Genomic DNA, 17001 nt, shown 5'->3' on the forward strand with positions numbered 1-17001 from the left:
CCTCGCCGGTCCCGACGCCCGTGCGGGCGCCCGGTGCGCCGCCGACGCCGACTCCGGCGGAAAGCGCGTCACCCATCCCTTCGCCGCCGCCGAGTTCCCCGCCGGGCACGCCGCCGTCGCAGCTGACCGCGCCGCTGCGGCCGCCGGTCGACTCGGCCGGGCCGGCCGGCGGCGTGTCGCTTGTCGGCCGGATGCTCGTCGTCCTCGCCCCGGCCATCCTCGCCGCCGCGACGCTGGGCGCCCGCGGCGGCGGCTCGTCAGGAGCCCGTGGCGGCTCCCCCTCATCGGGTAACTCGTAGGAGGACTCATGCCCGAATGGCTTGTACTGGCGCTGGTCATGGCCGCCTCGTGTGCCGTGGTGCTGGTCGTCGTGCTGCTGCGCGACCGGCGGCAGGGGCCGGACGAGGACACGTCCCAGACGCCGGACGTCATCGAGTACATCACCATGATGATCGGAGTCGTGTACGCGATCGTGCTCGGCCTGGCCATCGCCGGCGTCTGGGAGGCCCGCAACTCCGCCACCGACCTGGTGCTGCACGAGGCGCAGGCGCTGCACGAGGTGCGTGAACGCGTCGCGGTCTACCCGGCGGAGATCCGGCAGGAGGTCCGCGAGGACGTGGACGCGTACGTCTCCCACGTGGTGAACGTGGAGTGGCCGCACATGGCCGAGCACCACGAACTCACCGAACGCGGCGACGAACTGCTCGCCCAGGTGCGGAAGACGGTCAGCGGCCACGAGCCGACGACCACCCTGGAGTCGCACGCCTACCAGGGCATCGTCGACCAGGTGACGGCCGCCGACCGGGCCCGCGTCACACGCGGCCAGAACGCGGAACCCACGATGCCCGGCGTGGTGTGGTTCGGACTGATCGTCGGCGCGGTGGTGACGGTCGGCATGGTCTTCGCCCTCCAGATCCGCCGCTCCCCGCGTGAGCTGCTGCTGGCAGGGCTGTTCAGCGCGCTCATCGCGTTCCTGCTCTTCCTGATCTGGCAGTTCGACGCGCCGTTCGAGCGGGACATGGCGGAGTCGGTGGAACCGTTCCGGGCGCTGTTCCCGGCGGCGAGCACCGACTGAGCGACACGGCGAGGGCCGCCCGCCACCTGTGCGGACGGCCCTCGCCATGGCTCGTCCGGCGACGGTTGCGGTCATCACGCGACGGTTGATGAGATCGTGAGTGGACAGAATCGATCAACGTCCGACCACGGCACGACCGCCAGCTAAGGAGTCCGGGTGTCATCCCTGTTGCCCGCCCTGGAGACCGAGCCCGCCAAGACCGCCGTGCGCTTCGGCGACCAGACGCTCGACTACACCGCGCTCTCCACCGCCGCCCGGCACCTCGCCCTCGGCATCGGCGGTCGCGCCGCCCGCGTGGCCGTCTGGGCCACCCCGACCGCGCAGACAGCCGTCTCCCTTGTCGCGGGGCTCCTCGCGGGCGTGCCGGTCATCCCGCTCAACCCGCGCTCCGGCGAGCGGGAACTCGCCCACATCGTCGCGGACAGCACGCCTGGTCTGGTTCTCGCCGCCGAAGGCGACGAACTGCCCGAACCGCTGGCCGGCCTGCCCCGGATCGACACCCGCCTGCACGTGCCGGAGGAGGACGGCGCCGGCCGCCAGGTCCCGCTCCAGCCCAGCGCCAGCGCGGGTCCGGCGCTGATCGTCTACACCTCCGGCACCACCGGCGCCCCCAAGGGCGTCGTCCTCTCCCAGCGGGCCCTCGCGGCCACTCTCGACGACCTCGCCGCCGTCTGGGAGTGGACCGCCGACGACGTGCTGGTGCACGCGCTGCCCCTGTTCCACGTGCACGGGCTGGTGCTCGGCCTCATCGGCCCGCTGCGCCGCGGCGGCACCCTCCACCACCTCGGCGCGTTCAGCACCGAAGCCGTCACCACGTCGCTCACGGGAGGCGGCACGATGCTCTTCGGCGTGCCCACGATGTACCACCGCCTCGCCCTCGCCCTGGACGACGATCCCGAGCTGGTCGCCGCGCTGCGTGGCGCGCGGCTGCTGGTGTCCGGCTCCGCCGCCCTGCCGCTGCCCGACCACCAGCGCATCACCGCCGCCACCGGCCAGCACGTCGTCGAGCGGTACGGCATGACCGAGACGCTGATGAACACCAGCGTCCCCGCCAACGGCCCCCACAAGCCCGGCACGGTCGGCCTGCCGCTGCCGGGTGTCGACGTCCGGCTCGTCGACGACGACGGCAACCGTGTCGAGGGCGGCGACGGCGAGACCATCGGCGAGGTGCAGGTACGCGGTCCGCAGCTGTTCACGGAATACCTCGGCAAGCCGGACGCCACCGCCGCGGCCTTCGCCGGTGGCTGGTTCCGCACCGGCGACATGGCAACGCGGGACGCCGACGGCTACTACCGTCTCGTCGGCCGCAAGTCGACCGACCTCATCAAGAGCGGCGGCTACAAGATCGGCGCCGGCGAGATCGAGAACGCGCTGCTGGACCACCCGGGAGTCAGCGAGGCCGCCGTCACCGGCGAACCCGACCCCGACCTCGGTGAGCGGGTGATCGCGTGGGTTGCCCCCACAGACCTTGAAAACCCGGTGGAGGCTCAGGAGTTGATTGACCACGTCGCCTCGCAACTCGCCCCGCACAAGCGGCCCCGCGAGGTGCGCTTCCGGGAGTCCCTGCCACGCAACCACATGGGCAAGATCCTCAAGCGGGAGCTGTCGTGAGGACCCCGGCGCGCCGCTTCCTGGCCGAACTCGTCGACGGACTCGTGCAGTTCGAGGAGATCGTCACCGACGAGCGCGTTCAGCCCGTCGACGGACCGCTCGGCTGGCCCGGCTACGACACGGCGCGGACACGCGCCGCAGAGAGCACCGGCGAGCGGGAGTCGGTGGTGTGCGGCACCGGTCGGATCGGCGGACGCCGAGCGGTGCTGATCGCCTTCGAGTTCGGCTTCCTCGGCGGTTCCCTCGGCGAACGCACCGGTGACCGCCTGGTGGCCGCGCACGAGGCCGCCCGCGCGGCACGCCTCCCCGTCGTCTCGCTGATCGCCACCGGCGGCAGCCGGATGCAGGAGGGCATGCGGGCACTGGTCCAACTCCAGCGTGTGGCAAGCGAGTCGGCCCGTACACGGGCCGCCGGGCTGCCCCAGATCGCGGTACTGCGCGATCCGGCCACGGGCGGCGGCTGGGCCACGCTCGGCGCCAGCGCCGATGTGATCCTCGCCTGCCCCGGCGCGCAGATCGGCTTCGCGGGCTCGCGGGTCCGCCCCGCCGACGCCGACCCCGCCGCCTACCGCGCGGAGAGCCAACTCGCCACCGGCCACGTCGACCAGCTCGTGCCGCCCGAGCGGCTGGCGGCGACGCTGGGCGGGTGGCTGCGGCTGCTGACAGCGGCCGGCGGGCCCCCGGCCGCTGTGACACCGCCGGAGGGCCTGCGTACGGCTCCCGGAGGAGGCCCGACGGCCGGAGAGCTGCCGGCGGACGGCTGGTCGGCCGTCCAGCGGGCGAGGGCACTGGCCCGACCCCGCGCCGGCGCCTACCTGGACGCCCACTTCGAGGAGTACCAGGAGATCAGCGGCGACCGCTGCGGCGGCGTGGACCCCGGCATGCGCTGCGGGTTCGGCCTCCGCGAGGGCCGGACCGTCGCGTTCGCCGCGCAGTGCGGCACGGCCACGACACCGGCCGGGTTCCGTACCGCCGCCCGGCTCGTCCGGCTGGCCGACCGGCTCGGCATACCGGTGCTGACGCTCGTCGACACGCCGGGCGCCGCGAACGACGCCGACGCGGAGCGCGGCGGCGCGGGCGCGGCCATCGCGGACTGCTTCGCCGCCGTCGCGGAGGCGCGGGTTCCGGTGACCACGCTGGTGGTCGGCGAAGGCGGCTCCGGAGGGGCGCTGGCGCTGTGCGCGCCGGGCAACACGTGGGTGACGGCGGACAGTTACTTCTCGGTCATCGCCCCGGAGCTGGCCGCCGCGATCCTCAAACGCCGCCCGGAGGAGGTCCGCCGCACCGCCGACGAGTTGCGGCTGCGCCCGCAGGACCTCGTCGACCTGGGCCTCGCGCGGGGCGTCGTGCCGACGCGTCTCCCGGGGTGAACCGGCTCTGGGCCGCCGAGCCGACTGCGGGCCTCAGAGGCCGTAGGGATCCTGCTCCAGGGCGGCCTCCAGGTGGTGGAGGCCGTCCCGAAGGCCCCCGGGGAGTGAGAGCGTCGACGCCCGCCCGGTCACACCTCCGAGGATCCGCAGTGTGACGGCGGAGGAGACGTCACTGATCGCCGGGAGCAGCGCCTCGACCTCCTCCTGGGCCTCTCGCCAGGCTCGGGCGTCGAGGAGGCAGTCGAGCAGCATCACGGACGCGATCCGCTGGTACCCGACCGACCGCCCCTCCGCCGTCAAGGCGCGTCGCAGTACCGGAATCGCCTCCCGCCATCGGCCGGAACCGTGCAGCACCCGGCCGTGCTGCCGGTCGATCTCCTGCTCGGTCACCCACCAGGCCCAGTGCGGCTCGTCGTCCGGAGCGCCGTCCTGCAGCAGTGACCGCGCCCGGTCGAAGGCGTGGACCGACTCCCGGAGGTGCCCCGCCCCCGCCAGGCCCTGAGCCTCCCTGCCCCGGAACATCGCCTCGACCCGGGGGCTCAGGGGCGACTCCTCCAACACGCAGCGCGCAATGGCGAGTTCCTCACCGGCGCGCCCCGTCCAGCCCGCCACCATGCCCATGTTCTGAAGCGTGATCAGTTCGACGGATCGGTCATGCGCCAGGCGGGCCAGCAGAAGAGCCTCCTGGTTGAATCTCCGGGACGCCTCGAACATGCCCTCGTTGAACAGTGCCCACCCCGCGATCTCCGCCAACTCCGCTGCTGCCGAGCGGACTTCGCGCTCCTCCGCACGTGTGTACCCGCCCGCCCCCAGGCGGCGGTGGACCGCTCTGAAGGACCGGACCGCGATGTCCGCGATCGGCAGGCCGTGCATCTGGTTGTCCAGGAAGACCAGTTGCTGTGAGAGCCGACGGATGTTCGCCGCCGGCCGCTCGTCGTCCGGACCGGCGAGCGAGGGCAGGCACAGCGGCGACCCCGAGCGCGCGGTGGGAGTTCTCAGCTCCTCGGCACTCACTCCGAGGGCTTCGGCGACAAAGGGCAGCCATTCGCGCGGGGTTCGACGCCCGGTCTCGTACCGGCTGATCTCCTGGCGTGTCACCGGTTCGCCGTCGACACGCGCCAGTCGGCACACCTCCCGGGCGAGCCGCGACTGGCTCCAGCCGCGCGCTTCGCGAAGTCGCCTGATGTTGGCGCCGATCACGTTGGCCATACGTCCATTGTGGCCGACAGGTGGCATACAGCGGGCCGACAATCGGCCGCTCCGGCAACCCACCCCGCAAGGCGACGCTGGATCCGGCGTCCGACGGACTCCGCAGCAGAGCACACATTCGGAAGGGGTACGCATGGCGGGAAGTGTTGTCACCGACGGCTGGCCGGGGCAGGGGAGGTTGTTGCCGTGGGAGGAGACCGAGGGCAAGCCCGCGTATCTCGCGCCGGGCAGCGAGAACGGCCGCCTCGGGCGGCTCGCCGACGCCGTCGAGCGCGCGCAACTGCACGACGCGGCCGTCGTGTTGACGCACGCCTCGGCGGTCCTCGCGGGCCGCGACGCGGCGGCCCGCGAGCTGCGCTTCACGGCCGAACGCCTCCGCGAGTGCCTGGTGGCGACAACACGCGTCGCGCGCAGCCGGGGTGCGCGGCTGGGCATGCCGCCCGAGGGGCCCTGATGCGGGGCGACCGGCCGCGCGCCCCGCGTCGCCGGCCCGCGCCCGACGCGGACCGGCGGCCGACGACGTACTGCGGCACGTGTGCCGGTTTGCGCAGCCTCTGGTGTCCCGGCTGCGCGGGCTTCACCGGCTGCGAGACCTGCCGTGGCAGTTGCAAACTTCCCTGCCCCTCGTGCGCCGGCGGCGACCTCACGCCGTTCCTGTGACGGCCCCGCCGGGGCGCTCGGCCGCCCCGGCCGAGCGCCCCGACCGCGGGGGACATCTCCGTTGCACGGTGTGGTGTCCGCTTCCCACCGGCTTGACCCCACCGATTGGTCTGTGCCAATTATTAGCTCCCCCACACATCACCGTCACACCCTGTTCATCAGCTGGGGGAGAACCATGTCCAGGCCCGCCCGTCGTTCCACCCGTCTTGCCCTCGCCACCGCCGTCGCCCTCCTGCTGGGCACCACCGCCTGCGGAACGGACACGGCGAACGGTGAGCGGACCGTGGAGGTCTGGCTGATGCAGCACAGCGTCAAACCGGAGCTCGTCCAGCGGGTCGTGGACGAGTTCGAGCAGCAGCACGCGGGCGTCAAGGTCCGCGTGGTGGAGCAGAAGTGGGACGGCATCGGCGAGAAGGTCACCTCCGCGCTGGAGTCGGGCGACGGGCCGGACGTCATCGAGGTCGGCAACACCCAGGTCGCCCGCTACGTCGCGGGCGGCGGCGTGCGGAACCTGACGCTGGAGGTCTCCGACCTCGACGGCGACGACTGGATACCCGGCCTCGCCGAGCCGGGGAAGATCGACGGCTACCAGTTCGGCATCCCGTACTACGCGGCGAACCGGGTGGTCGTCTACCGCAAGGACCTGTTCGCCGAGGCCGGCGTCGAGCGGCTGCCGAAGACCCGCGAGCAGTGGCTGGAGGCCACCCGCAAGCTGCACCAGCCCGAGGAGGGCCGTCAGGGCATCTACCTGCCCGGGCAGAACTGGTACGTGCTCGCCGGCTTCATCTGGGACGAGGGCGGCAACCTGGCCATCGAGCAGTCCGGCCAGTGGTCGGGCGCCCTGCACACCAAGGAGGCCCTGCGCGGCATGGCCTACTACCAGGAGCTCCAGGCTCTCGGCAACGGCCCGGTCGGCAGTGACGAGGCGGAGCCCAACCACGCCGAGGTCTTCGCGGACGAGGAGGTCGCGCAGCTCATCGCCGTGCCCGGCGAGGCGGAGCAGATCGTCAACCGGAACCCGGACCTCAGGGGCAAGCTCGGCTTCTTCCCCGTCCCGGGCAAGTCGGCCGACGAGCCGGGGGCCGTGTTCACCGGCGGCTCGGTGCTGATCCTCCCGGAGAAGTCCGACGAGCGGGAGATGGGCTACCAGTTCCTCAAGCTCCTGACGAGCGACAAGTGGCAGCGGGAGATCGCCACCACGATGTCGTACGTGCCGAACCGGACGACCCTCTCCGACGTGCTGAAGGGCCATCCGGGCGCCGCCGCGATGGCCAAGGGCGCGGAGAACGGCCACGCCACGCCCAACTCGCCGTCCTGGGCGGCGTTGGAGTCGGACAACCCCGTCAAGCGCTACCAGACCGACGTGCTGACCGGCGCGGACCCGACGGCCGCCGCCCGCAAGGCGTCCTCGGAGATCACCTCGCTGCTGTCCGCGCGCCCCCGGTGAGCCGCCGCGCGCGCCGGTGGCGTAGGGGTCTGGCCAAGGCCCGGCGGCGCTGACACGATGCGTGTCATGACCAACGACCGTCTTCGTGATGTCTATGTCGTCGACGCCGTGCGCACCCACGTGGGTAAGTACGGCGGAGCCCTCGCCTCCGTGCGCCCGGACGACCTCGCCGCGCACGTGCTGCGGGCCCTGGTGGAGCGCTCACCCGCGCTCGACCCGGTCCGGATCGACGACGTCGTCTTCGGCAACGCCAACGGCGCCGGGGAGGAGAACCGGAACGTCGGCCGGATGGCCGTGCTGCTGGCCGGGCTGCCGACGTCCGTGCCGGGCGTGACGGTCAACCGGTTGTGCGCCTCGGGCCTGGAGGCGGTGCTGCACGCGGCGCGGACGATCGCCTGCGGCGACGCGTCGGTGATGGTGGCCGGCGGGGTGGAGTCGATGAGCCGCGCGCCGTGGGTCGTGCCGAAGCCGGAACGCGCCTTCCCGGCCGCCGCGCCGGAGATGCACTCCACCACCCTCGGCTGGCGGATGACCAACCCGCGCATGCGCCCCGAGTGGACGGTCTCCCTCGGCGAGGGCGCCGAGCTGATCGCCGAACGCCACGGCATCAGCCGCGAGGCCCAGGACGCGTTCGCGGTCTCCAGCCACGAGAAGGCCGCCCGCGCCTGGAAGGACGGCCTGTACGACAACGAGGTCGTCCCGTACGACGGCGCCGAGCTCGGCCGGGACGAGACGATCCGCGACGGCACGTCCGTCGAGGCGCTGGCCCGGCTGCGGACCGCGTTCCGCCGCGAGGGCGGCACGGTCACCGCCGGCAACTCCTCACCGCTCAACGACGGCGCCGCCGCGCTGCTGCTCACCGACGAGGCGGGCCTGGCCGCCAGCGGCCGTGAACCGCTCGCCCGCATCCGGGCGTCCGCCGTGACCGGCATCGAACCCCAGCTCTACGGCCTCGGCCCGGTGGAGGCGGTGCGGCGCGTGCTGGAGAAGGCCGGGCGGCGCTTCGCCGACCTGCGCACCGTCGAACTGAACGAGGCGTTTGCCGCCCAGGCGCTCGGCTGCCTGCACGAGTGGCCGGATCTCGACCCCGCGCTGGTGAACCCGCGCGGCGGTGCCCTCGCCCTCGGCCATCCGCTGGGCGCGTCCGGTGCCCGGCTCGCCGGGGCCGTGGCACACCAGCTCGCCGCCGCCGGCTCCGGCGTCGGCCTGGCCACGCTGTGCATCGGCGTCGGACAGGGCCAGGCGCTGCTGCTGGAACGCTGACCGGCGGTCGGGGCCGTCGCCCCGCCCACCGGCGGCCCCGACCGGCACGGGCGCCCTGACCGGAACACGGGCGCCCAGCCCGGGCCGGCACGGTCGCCTCCGCGCGTGTCGGGGTGCCGGGGCGGCGGGCCGCCGGTGTACGTATAGGCGTCATGGAGTGGTTCGCGGCCGACGGCTACTGGCTCGGCCGACTGGTGTTCCAACGCGGCCTGGCGGTGATCTACCTCCTCGCGTTTGTCGGGGCGGCGCTCCAGTTCCGCGCGCTGATCGGGTCCCGCGGCATGACGCCCGTGCCGGACTTCGTCCGGATGGTGCCCTTCCGCCGCTCGCCGAGCGTCTTCCACCTGCACTACTCCGACCGGTTCTTCGCCGCGTTCGCCTGGGCGGGAGCCGCGCTCGCCGCCGCGCTGGCCTTCGGCGCCGCCGACCGGGTGCCGCTGTGGGCGGCCATGACGCTGTGGCTGCTGCTGTGGGCCATGTACCTGTCCATCGTCAACGTGGGGCAGACCTGGTACGGCTTCGGCTGGGAGTCGCTGCTGCTGGAGGCAGGGCTGCTGGCCGTCTTCCTCGGCAACGCCGACGTCGCGCCGCCGCTCCCGGTCCTGCTGCTGCTCCGCTGGCTGCTGTTCCGCGTCGAGTTCGGCGCCGGCCTCATCAAATGGCGCGGGGACTCCTGCTGGCGGAACCTGACCTGTCTGTACTACCACCACGAGACGCAGCCGATGCCCGGGCCGCTCAGCTGGTTCTTCCACCGTCTGCCCCGGCCTCTGCACCGGGTCGAGGCCGGCGCCAACCACGTCGTCCAACTGGTGGTGCCCGTCCTGCTGTTCACCCCGCAGCCGGTGGCCACCTGGGCCGCGCTGGTCGTCATCGTCACCCAGCTGTGGCTGGTCGTCTCCGGCAACTTCGCCTGGCTCAACTGGTTGACGATCCTGCTCGCGGCCTCCGCCGTCGACGCCACCCGGCTCGGCGCCGGACCGCCGCCCGCGTACCCGTCGGGGCCGCTGTGGTTCCAGGTGCTGTGCCTGGCCGCGACCGCCGGCGTGATCCTGCTCAGCCGGGGCCCGGTGCGCAACATGGTCTCGCCGCGCCAGGTGATGAACCGCTCCTTCGACAGCCTGCACCTGGTCAACTCCTACGGCGCCTTCGGCAGCGTCACGCGGCTGCGGCACGAGGTGGTGGTCGAGGGCACGGCCGACGGCGTGCCGAACGAGACCGCGCGCTGGCGGGAGTACGGGTTCCACGGCAAACCCGGCGACGTGCGGCGGTGGCCGAGGCAGTTCGCCCCCTACCACCTCCGGCTGGACTGGCTGATGTGGTTCCTGGCGCTCTCCCCCGGCTACGGGCGTCCCTGGTTCGACGGCTTCCTGGAGCGGCTGCTGCGCGGCGACCCCGACACGCTCCGGCTCCTTCGGCACAACCCGTTCCCCGAGGCGCCCCCGGTGTACGTGCGGGCGCGGCTGTACCGGTACCGCTTCACGACCTGGCGGGAGCTGCGGCGAACGGGCGCCTGCTGGCACCGCGAGTACGTCCGGGACATGACGCGGCCCGTCCGGCTGCCGCCGTCCCGCCGCGCGTCCGAACCGCGCTGAACGCTTCCCTCCGGCGCCCGGGGCTCAGAGGGTGCTGCTCGTCAGGTGGTACCGGCGCTCGGGCCGCCCCGCCGTGCCGTAGCGGAGGGTCACCCGGGCACGGCCGCTGGAGACGAAGAACTCCAGGTAGCGGCGGGCGCTCACCCGGGACAGGCCGCTGCGTTCGGCGCACTCGGCGGCGGAGAGGCCGTCGGCGGCCGCCAGGAGGGTCCGGTGGACGAGGTCGGCGGTCTGCGCCGTGACGCCCTTGGGCAGCCGGGTGGTGAGCGCCGCCCTGGCCGTCGCGGGCTGTGGTGGCGCCGGGGCGGCCGCCGGCGTCGGAGCGTCCGGCTCGGCGGCGCCGAACACGCGGTCCACGTCGTCCTGGCCCGGCGTCCCGATGGCCGCGAGCTGGTGCCGGCGCCGCGCGTAGTGTTCAAGCCGTTCCCGCAGCACGGGCGCGTCGAACGGCTTGATGATGTAGTGCACGGCGCCGCCGCGCAGCGCGCCGCGCACCGTCTCGGCGTCCCGGGCGGCGGTCACCACCAGCACGTCGACGTCGGTCTGCGGGGTGTCCCCGCCGCGCAGTTCGCGGAGCACGTCGAGCCCGTTGATGTCCGGCAGGTAGATGTCGAGCAGGACAAGGTCCGGGCGCAGCTCCCGTATCGCCTCCACCGCCTCGCGGCCGCTTCCTGCCTCCCCGACCACGGTGAAGCCGGGGACCCGTTCGACCAGTTTGCGGTGGAGGCGGGCGACCATGAAGTCGTCGTCGACGACCAGTACCCGGATCACGGTTCGTCTCCCTCCGGGCGTCCCCCGGCGTGTTCCTCCACCCGCTCCCGCGCGGTGAACGGCAGTACCGCCGTGAAGACCGCGCCGTCGGCGGTCACGTCACCGCCGCGCCGGGTGCACACCAGCCGGGTGATGGCCAGGCCGAGCCCCCGCTGGGAGTCCCGGGCGGCGGCCTTGGTGGTGAAGCCGTGCCGGAACACCTCCTCGGCCAGCTCCGGGGCGACACCCGGTCCCGAATCGCGCACCCGCACCGTCACCTCCCGCTGCCGCTCGCTCATCGCCACCTCGACCCAGCTGTCCGGTCCGGTGTCGCGGACCGCGTCGAGCGCATTGTCCACGAGGTTGCCGACCACGGTCACCAGGTCGGAGGAGAGGGCCTCGCCGACCGGGCCCAGGCGGCTGGAGTCCGTGATCCGCAGGGTGGCGCCCTGCTCGGCCGCGAGACTCCACTTGGCGATCAGCAGGGCGGCGAGGGACGGGTCGGCGACCTTCGACATCACCTCGGCGGTGCGCCGCGCGTGGGTGCCGCTGATGCCGCGCACGTAGCGGGCGACCTCCGGATACTCCTCCAGCTCCACCAGCCCCGCGATCACGTGCAGTCGGTTGTGGAACTCGTGCGCCTGCGCGCGCAGCGTGTCGGTGGCGCTGCGGGTCGTCTCCAGCTCGTTGCGCAGCGCCACCAGCTCCGTCAGATCGCGCATCGTCGTCACCGAACCCGCCGTGGCGCCCCGGGTGACCAGCGGCATCCTGTTGAGGGTGAGCAGCCGGTCGCCGGTCACCACCACCTGGTCGCGGCCCCGGACCCGGCCGGTGAGCACGTCGTGCAGCCGGGGTTCGACACCCAGCTCGTCCAGGCGGCGGCCCGGCGCGTCGCGCGGCAGCCGCAGCAGGTCGACGGCCGTGTCGTTGACCAGCGTGACGCTGCCCTGCCGGTCGATGCCGATCACGCCCTCCTTGATGCCGTGCAGCATCGCCTCCCGGTGCTCGACCAGCGCGGTGATCTCCTCCGGTTCCAGGCCGAGCGTCTGCCGCTTGATGCGGCGCGCCAGCAGCACCGAGCCCACCGCGCCCAGCGCGCTGGCGAGACCCAGGTAGACCAGCAGGTGCGGGGTGGCGGTCGCGATCCGCTCGCCGAGCCCCCGGTACTCGCGCCCCGCGGCCACCACGCCGAGCAGCCGCCCGCGCTCTCCGAAGACCGGCACGTGCGCCTCCAGCGCGCTGCGGCCCCTGGCCTGCGTGCTGCCCACCCAGGACCGCCCCGAGAGCACACCGCTGTCGCCCAGCTCCAGCAGCCGTCCGATCCGCCGCGGGTCCGCGTCGGTCAGCACCCGCCGGTCGGTGCCGGTGATGACGACGTACGAGGCGCCGGACACACTGCGGGCGCTCTCCGCCGTCGGCTGGAGGATGCCCTGCCGCTCGACGTCGGCCAGCCCCACGCGGACCGCGTCCTGCGACGCCACCGTCTCCGCGACGCTCAGCAGCCGGCGCCCTTCGGTCCGCCGGAACTCCGCGTTCGACTGCGCCACCGAGACGACGGCGATCACGGTCAGGACGATCACGATCAGGGCGAGTTGCAGCGCCAGGAACTGACCGGCGAGGGAGAACCGGGGAGCGGTGATCCTGCGCATCGCGCTCCCTTCCGTGTTCGGCCACCTGCCGGCGCGGCCGTTCCGGGCGGATCGCGGCCTTTCCCATTGTGCCGCCGGACGACGGACCGGCGGCCGTGAACACTATGACCAAAAGTTTTGTTATCGCCAATAGCTGCACAACTCCCCGACCCCTTTTCCAGTTGTCTTCGACGCTGTTTGCATGTCGGCTTCCGGCAGCACGGCGGGTGCCGGCGGCAACGGCCGCACCGCCGAGAGCACATCTGGAGGAAGCGTGTTCCGTACAGGACGTCGAGGTTCGAGAGCGGCCTTCGCGGCCGTCGCCGTGGGTTCCGTGTCCCTGCTCCTCGCCGCGTGCGGCGAGGGCGCCGGCGCCGCCTCCGGCGGCTGGCAGCCGACCAAGCCCATCGAGTACATCGCCCCCGCCAACACCGGCGGCGGTTGGGACACCCTCGCCCGCAGCAGCGCCCGGGTCATGGACGAGGCGGACCTCGTCAGCCGGCCCATGCGCGTGGTGAACAAGCCGGGCGCGGGCGGCGCCATCGGCTGGTCCTACGTCGCCAAGCACCAGAAGGACCCGCACAAGCTCTTTGTCACCAGCCCGCCCATCCTGCTGGTCCCGCTCGCCGGCGAGTCGGACCAGACCTACCGCGACTTCACCCCCGTCGCCCGGCTCAACACCGAACCGCTGGCCTACGTCGTCAAGGCGAACTCGCCGTTCAAGACGTTCGAGGACCTGGCGGCGAAGCTCAAGACCGACCCCGGGAAGGTGAGCGTCGCGGGCGGCTCCGGCCCCGGCAGCCTCGACCACGTCGGCCTCGCGGGCGCCGTCCAGGCGGCCGGCGCCGACGCGTCCAAGGTCAAGTACGTGCCGTTCGACGGCGGCGGGGAGGCCCTGACCTCGCTGCTCGGCGGCCACACCGACGTCGCCGTCGCGGGCGGCTCCGAAGTGCAGGCCCTGGTGCGCTCCGGCGACGTGCGGGCGCTCGCCGTCTCCTCCGAGAAGCGCTCCCCCGTCCTGCCCGACACCCCCACCCTCACCGAGTCCGGCATCGACTACGTCTTCGACATCTGGCGCGGGGTGATGGCGCCCAAGGGCCTGACCGGGGAACAGGTCGCCTACTACGAGAAGGCGTTCAGGAAAATGGTCGAGCAGGACGCCTGGAAGAAGGAGAGCAGGAAGCTCGGCTGGACCGACGCCTTCCTCGGCAGCGAGGAATTCGGGAAGTTCCTGGACGAACAGAACAAGGAATACACCGGAATCCTCACCGAGGTCGGACTGAGGAAGTAGTCGAGGGAATCCAGCCCGGAGCACACCGATGCATCACTTCCGATTCTCGCAGCGCACCGTGGCCGCGGTGCTCGGCGTCCTGGCCGTGGCCTACACGGTGCAGGCGTACCGCATCCCGGAGTTCGCGGCGGTGCAGGTGCCGGTCCAGCCCGGCACCCTGCCCCGCGGGCTCGGGCTGCTGCTGATCGTCCTGTGTCTCGCCCTCTTCCTCCAGAAGCCGGCACCGAAGACGACGGACACGTCCGAGACGACCGACACCGCGCCCGCGGCGACGACGGAGCGCACTGAGCACGCGGCGACCACGGCGACCACGACGGCCACGACGGCCACGACGGCCACGACGGCCACGACGGCCACGACGGGCGCAACGACCGCGACACCGCCCACGCTCGGACGGCTCGCCGACGCCCGGCTGGAACTGGCCGTGCTGCTCGGCGCGATCGTCCTCTACGTCCTCCTCTTCGAACCGCTCGGTTTCATACCGGCCACCGCGCTGTTCGTCACAGGCACCGCCTGGTACCTCGGCTTCGGCCGCCACTGGGTCAACGCACTCGTCGGCGTCGGGGTGGCGGCGGGGCTCTACCTCGGCATGTCCGAGGGCCTCGACGTCGCCCTGCCGACCGGCGTACTGCCCTTCTGACCGGGAGCCACCATGGACGCCCTCAACCAGCTCTTCCACGGCTTCGGGGTCGCGCTGTCCCCGCAGAACCTCGCCTTTGTCTTCCTCGGTGTCCTCATGGGCACGATCATCGGCATGCTGCCGGGGCTCGGACCGATCAGCGCGATCTCGCTGATGATCCCGGTCGCCTTCACCATGGACCCCACCTCGGCGATCATCATGCTGGCCGGGGTCTACTACGGCGCGATCTTCGGAGGTTCCACCTCCTCGATCCTGCTCAACGCCCCCGGCGTGGCCGGCACCGTGGCGACCTCGTTCGACGGCTACCCGCTCGCCCGGAAAGGCCAGGCCGGCAAAGCCCTCTCGGTGGCGGCCATCGCCTCCTTCGTGGGCGGCACCGTCGGCGTGGTCGGCCTGATGCTCGTCGCCCCCTCCCTCTCGGCGCTCACCGTCAGCTTCGGCCCGGCGGAGTACTTCGCGCTGATGGTCCTCGGCCTCACGGCCGTCGTCACCCTCTCCGGGAACAACCTCACCAAGGGCCTCATCTCCGGAACCGTCGGAGTCATGATCGCCCTCGTCGGCATCGACTCCCAGACCTCCACCCTCCGCTTCACCTTCGGACGCCACGAGTTGTACGAGGGCGTGGAGTTCCTGATCGTGGCGCTCGGCGTCTTCGCCCTCGCCGAGGTCTTTGTCATGCTGCTGCGACGAGGCCAGGGCGGCGGCGACGGCACCATCACCTCCCTCCGCCTCAGCCGGCGCGAACTCAAGGAGATCAGCGGGCCCACCGGACGCGGCTCCGTACTGGGCTTCTTCACCGGCGTCCTCCCCGGCGCCGGCGCGACGGTCGCCTCCTTCCTCTCCTACTCCTTCGAGAAGCGGCTCGCCAAGGACGGCAAGACCTTCGGAAAGGGCAACATCAAGGGCGTCGCCGCCCCCGAGTCCGCGAACAACGGAGCAGCCGTCGGCTCGTTCGTCCCGCTCCTGACCCTCGGCGTACCCGGCTCGGGCACGACGGCGGTGCTGCTGGGCGCGCTGCTGGTCCTCGGCGTCCAGCCAGGGCCCCTGCTCCTGGACGAGCAGCCGGACATGTTCTGGGGCGTCGTCGCCAGCATGTACATCGGCAACATCGTGCTGCTGATCCTCAACCTGCCGCTGATCCCGCTGTTCGCCAAGGTGCTCAGGACACCGCAGGCGCTGCTGCTGCCGCTGGTCGTCGTCTTCTGCGTCGTCGGCGTCTACGGGCACTCGTTCAGCACCTTCGACCTCTGGCTGCTCATCGGCTTCGGCGTGCTGGGCTTCCTGATGAGGGCCAACGGCTTCCCGGCCGCGCCGCTCATCCTGGGTCTGATCCTCGGCGGGCTCATGGAGAAGTCGATGAGACAGGCCCTGCTGATCTCCTCCGGCGACCTGACCACCTTCGTCACCAAGCCGATCTCCGCCACCCTGCTCGCACTGGCGGCGCTGTCCCTGCTCGCCCCGCTCTACGGCGCCTGGCGGCGGACCCGGCGGCGGCAGGGCTTGTCCGAGGACGACGGCCGGGGCCAGGATGAGCGTCGGAAGGCCACGGCCGGCGGGACGCGGGAGCGGAAGAACGGATGAGCCAGACGTGAGACGGACGGGCCAGGCATGAGACGGACGGGCCAGGCGTGAGACGGCGACGGGCGAGGGCGGTGGCGCTCCCGCTGGTGCTGTTGCTCCTCCTGCTCGGCGCCTGCACGCCGGCGCCACAGCCGGAGGACCCGCTTCGGCTCATGGTGCCCACCCCGGCCGGCGGCGGCTACGACGTCACCGCCCGCACCGTCGCCATCGCCCTCGAGGACGCGGGGCTCGCCGACGAGGTGGAGGTCTTCAACCTCACCGGCTCGGCCGGCACCACCGGCCTCACCCGACTCGTCCACGAGGACGGAAACAACCGGTTGATCATGCAGATGGGGCTCGGTCTGGTCGGCAGCGCGCTGGCCGACCGGGCCCCGCACCCGATAACGGGCGCCACCCCGCTGGCACGGCTCCTGGAAGAACCCGAAGCCGTCGTCGTGCCCCGCGACTCCCCGTACCGCACCTTCGACCAGCTCGCCGAGGCCTGGCGGAACACCGACACCGGACTGCGCGCCGGCATCGGCTCCCACCCCGGCGGGCCGGACCACCAGGCGCTGATGCTGATCGCCGAGAAGCTCGGCGTCTCTCCCGCCGACACCCCTTTCAGCCGCTACGACGGCGGCGGCAAGCTGCTCGCGGCACTCCTCAGCCACAAGATCGACTTCGCCCTGACCGGCTCAGCCGAGTACCGGCACGCCATAGCGGCCGGCCAGCTCCGCGTACTGGCCGTGACCGGCCCCACACGCGTGGCGGGCATCAACGCCCCCACCCTCCGCGAACAGGGCTACGACCTCGAAGTGGTCAACTGGCGCGGCCTCATGGCCCCACCCGGCCTCACCCACCGCGAACGCGCGGAACTCATCGCCCTCCTCGACCGCTGTCTCGTA

At 72.5% G+C, this 17001-nt stretch carries 14 protein-coding genes and 1 pseudogene; 11 read left to right on the top strand and 4 right to left on the bottom strand.

Annotation, left to right across the window (positions count from 1 at the left end):
• Positions 1-217, bottom strand: a pseudogene (locus GL263_RS28265) (hypothetical protein); the annotation flags it as partial.
• Positions 218-307: 90 nt separating this feature from the next.
• On the opposite strand from GL263_RS28265, the gene GL263_RS07395 reads away from it, so the two are divergent.
• The 3 genes from GL263_RS07395 to GL263_RS07405 all read left to right on the top strand — a co-directional run bounded on the left by GL263_RS07395 (position 308) and on the right by GL263_RS07405 (position 4056).
• Complete coding sequence (locus GL263_RS07395) at positions 308-1075, top strand: bestrophin-like domain (protein WP_182854782.1); 768 nt, start codon at positions 308-310, stop codon at positions 1073-1075.
• A gap of 156 nt (positions 1076-1231) precedes the next feature.
• Positions 1232-2686, top strand: a complete 1455-nt coding sequence (locus tag GL263_RS07400) for an acyl-CoA synthetase (RefSeq protein WP_182854783.1) — start codon at positions 1232-1234, stop codon at positions 2684-2686.
• 44 nt (positions 2687-2730) lie between these two features.
• On the top strand, positions 2731-4056 hold the full coding sequence (locus GL263_RS07405; protein ID WP_323379285.1) for a carboxyl transferase domain-containing protein: 1326 nt from the start codon (positions 2731-2733) through the stop codon (positions 4054-4056).
• Positions 4057-4089: 33 nt separating this feature from the next.
• Here the strand turns inward: GL263_RS07405 and GL263_RS07410 are convergent, their stop codons facing one another.
• The gene (locus GL263_RS07410; RefSeq protein WP_182854784.1) at positions 4090-5265 is read right to left on the bottom strand and encodes a helix-turn-helix domain-containing protein; all 1176 of its coding nucleotides are present in this window, start codon (positions 5263-5265) and stop codon (positions 4090-4092) included.
• Positions 5266-5398: 133 nt separating this feature from the next.
• Here GL263_RS07410 and GL263_RS07415 point away from each other — a divergent pair, with 133 nt between their 5' ends.
• The 4 genes from GL263_RS07415 (at position 5399) to GL263_RS07430 (ending at position 10227) form a co-directional block, all read left to right on the top strand.
• Positions 5399-5719: a hypothetical protein gene (locus tag GL263_RS07415; protein WP_182854785.1), complete on the top strand. Its 321-nt coding sequence runs from the start codon at positions 5399-5401 to the stop codon at positions 5717-5719.
• Positions 5720-6100: 381 nt separating this feature from the next.
• Entirely contained in the window at positions 6101-7372 is a 1272-nt protein-coding gene (locus tag GL263_RS07420; protein ID WP_182854786.1) for an extracellular solute-binding protein, read from the top strand.
• Between the two features lie 66 nt (positions 7373-7438).
• Positions 7439-8635, top strand: a complete 1197-nt coding sequence (locus GL263_RS07425; RefSeq protein ID WP_182854787.1) for a thiolase family protein — start codon at positions 7439-7441, stop codon at positions 8633-8635.
• A 152-nt stretch (positions 8636-8787) separates the two neighbouring features.
• Positions 8788-10227, top strand: a complete 1440-nt coding sequence (locus GL263_RS07430; protein ID WP_182854788.1) for a lipase maturation factor family protein — start codon at positions 8788-8790, stop codon at positions 10225-10227.
• 24 nt (positions 10228-10251) lie between these two features.
• Here the strand turns inward: GL263_RS07430 and GL263_RS07435 are convergent, their stop codons facing one another.
• Together GL263_RS07435 and GL263_RS07440 are read right to left on the bottom strand one after the other, a co-directional pair.
• Positions 10252-10998, bottom strand: a complete 747-nt coding sequence (locus GL263_RS07435) for a response regulator (RefSeq protein ID WP_182854789.1) — start codon at positions 10996-10998, stop codon at positions 10252-10254.
• Positions 10995-12626: an ATP-binding protein gene (locus GL263_RS07440; RefSeq protein ID WP_182854790.1), complete on the bottom strand. Its 1632-nt coding sequence runs from the start codon at positions 12624-12626 to the stop codon at positions 10995-10997. Before GL263_RS07440 ends, GL263_RS07435 begins: the two co-directional genes overlap by 4 nt.
• A 313-nt stretch (positions 12627-12939) precedes the next feature.
• Between GL263_RS07440 and GL263_RS07445 the strand changes: the two genes are divergently transcribed.
• The 4 genes from GL263_RS07445 to GL263_RS07460 form a co-directional block, all read left to right on the top strand.
• On the top strand, positions 12940-13896 hold the full coding sequence (locus tag GL263_RS07445) for a tripartite tricarboxylate transporter substrate binding protein (protein ID WP_323379283.1): 957 nt from the start codon (positions 12940-12942) through the stop codon (positions 13894-13896).
• A 28-nt stretch (positions 13897-13924) separates the two neighbouring features.
• Entirely contained in the window at positions 13925-14536 is a 612-nt protein-coding gene (locus GL263_RS07450; protein ID WP_182854792.1) for a tripartite tricarboxylate transporter TctB family protein, read from the top strand.
• A gap of 12 nt (positions 14537-14548) precedes the next feature.
• Positions 14549-16117, top strand: a complete 1569-nt coding sequence (locus GL263_RS07455; RefSeq protein WP_182854793.1) for a tripartite tricarboxylate transporter permease — start codon at positions 14549-14551, stop codon at positions 16115-16117.
• Between the two features lie 47 nt (positions 16118-16164).
• The coding region (locus GL263_RS07460; RefSeq protein ID WP_323379284.1) for a tripartite tricarboxylate transporter substrate-binding protein at positions 16165-17001 on the top strand (837 nt) is incomplete at its 3' end.

The organism is Streptomyces durbertensis (assembly GCF_014156695.1).
Lineage (GTDB): Bacteria > Actinomycetota > Actinomycetes > Streptomycetales > Streptomycetaceae > Streptomyces > Streptomyces durbertensis.